Raw genomic sequence first — 1,734 nt, 5'->3', positions numbered from 1 at the left:
AGCTCGTTGCAGAACCCTACAACTCGCATATTTACTACATTTATTTATATTGAAATGGCTAGGATCCCCCCATTTTGGGTATATATACAGTACTAAGATGTGTATAACTCAAAACAAATAGAAAGGAGAATCCTATGCCAGTTTCAGCTAAACAATTAAACTTTACTGATATTTCTACTGAATTTGATAAGTTTTACAATAAAAATCAAAACAATTTACTTGGTTTGTTAGACCAATTCATTAATATTAGTGATTTTATTCCATTTTCTTTTTACCAAAAATATTATTCTCATTTTGGTAGAAAAAGAAATTTCTCTTTAGAGTCTATGATTAACGCCTTTATTCTTAAAAATATTTTATCTCTTCCTTCTATCGATCTATTGATTTCATTACTTAATATTTCATCTGAAATGCGTCAATTTTGTGGATTTCTCAAGGTTCCTCATAAGTCTCAATTCTCTAGGTTTAAGGTTAATTTCTTTGATGCTTTAAACGACTTATTCAATAATCTTGTTGATGTAACTGAAGAAATTTCTAAGGATATCAATCCATTTTTAGCTTCTTTTTTAATCACTGATACCACTGGGTTTGAGGCTTACGTTACTGAGAATAATCCTAAATTTTATCATTCAGAATTAAAGAAAGCTAAGTCTTATGCTAATAGAATTGCTAAAGATAGTCCTAACTCTACTTTTGATGTTGAAAAATATGCTCAAAGTCAAATGCCTAAATTTGCTTCTTCTAATACTGATGTTAAGCTTACCTACCTTAATGGCCATTTTGGGTACTTCCAAAAATGTGTTATCTCTACTAACGCTCTTGGTGTTGTTAGAAATGTTAACTTCTATGATACTCATAACAACCTTGACCAAGATTTAAGACCTCAGGATATTAAGGATAATTACGATGCTAAATCTTTAATTCCTTCTCTAGAGACATATTTTCAATTGCATCCTAATTTCTCATATAAGTATTTCTTAGGCGATGCTGGTTTTGATGCTGATGATAATTATGCTTATTTACTTAAAAGAAAGATAATGCCTATTATCTCTTTAAATCCACGTAATTCCCCTAACTTGCCTCAACCTGGATTTAATCAGGTAGGTGTTCCCCTTTGTCCATATGATTCTTCTCTACCTATGGTTTACGATGGTATCACTCGCGAAAAGGGTAGAGCTGATAGAATAAAGTACATATGTCCAAAGGCTAAGAAAATTAATATCAATGGTAAACTAAGCTATATATTAAATTGTGAAAATCCTTGCACTAGTTCAAAATGCGGAAGAATTAAACAAATTACTATACATCATAATTATCGCTTTAATTCTTCTATCCCTCGTGATAGCTTAAAGTGGCAGAAACTATATAGACTTAGAACTATCTGCGAAAGATCCATTTGTCAAATTAAGAATTTCATTCAAATTAAATCATCAAGAGTTAGAAATACAGTATCTTTAAAATCAGATATTCTACTTGCCTGTATTTCTCAATTAATTGCTTTTATACTTATATTTAAGTCTAAAAATTATGATAAACCTCTTGCTATTAAATCTTTGATTGCTTAACTTTAATCTCTGAAACTAGATAACCAGTTTTTAAAAGGTTTCATTGAACCTTTGCTTTGCTATGCCTTTTTTGTGGATATCTGAAAACTTAAGATGTTTAAAAGCGTTTAATTGCCTATTTTCTCCTATTTTCTGTGGATAACTTTAAAATCATATTTTGCAACTATCT

At 29.9% G+C, this 1,734-nt stretch carries 1 protein-coding gene; it reads left to right on the top strand.

What is annotated here, in order from left to right; all coding sequences use genetic code 11:
• Positions 1 to 134 precede the first annotated feature (134 nt).
• Positions 135 to 1,565, top strand: coding sequence for a transposase (locus CUL_RS0101235; RefSeq protein ID WP_025640274.1), 1,431 nt, complete (start codon positions 135 to 137; stop codon positions 1,563 to 1,565).
• Positions 1,566 to 1,734 lie beyond the last annotated feature (169 nt).

Origin of the sequence: [Clostridium] ultunense DSM 10521 (genome assembly GCF_000511955.1) — a bacterium.
GTDB lineage: Bacteria > Bacillota > Clostridia > Tissierellales > Tepidimicrobiaceae > Schnuerera > Schnuerera ultunensis.
The sequence above is the reverse complement of the archived record's forward strand: the minus strand, read 5'-3'. Positions and strand labels throughout refer to the sequence as shown.

Excerpts from the sequence above, each read along its gene's own strand:
- CUL_RS0101235 (WP_025640274.1), top strand. The coding sequence starts at position 135 with ATGCCAGTTTCAGCTAAACAATTAAACTTTACTGATATTTCTACTGAA.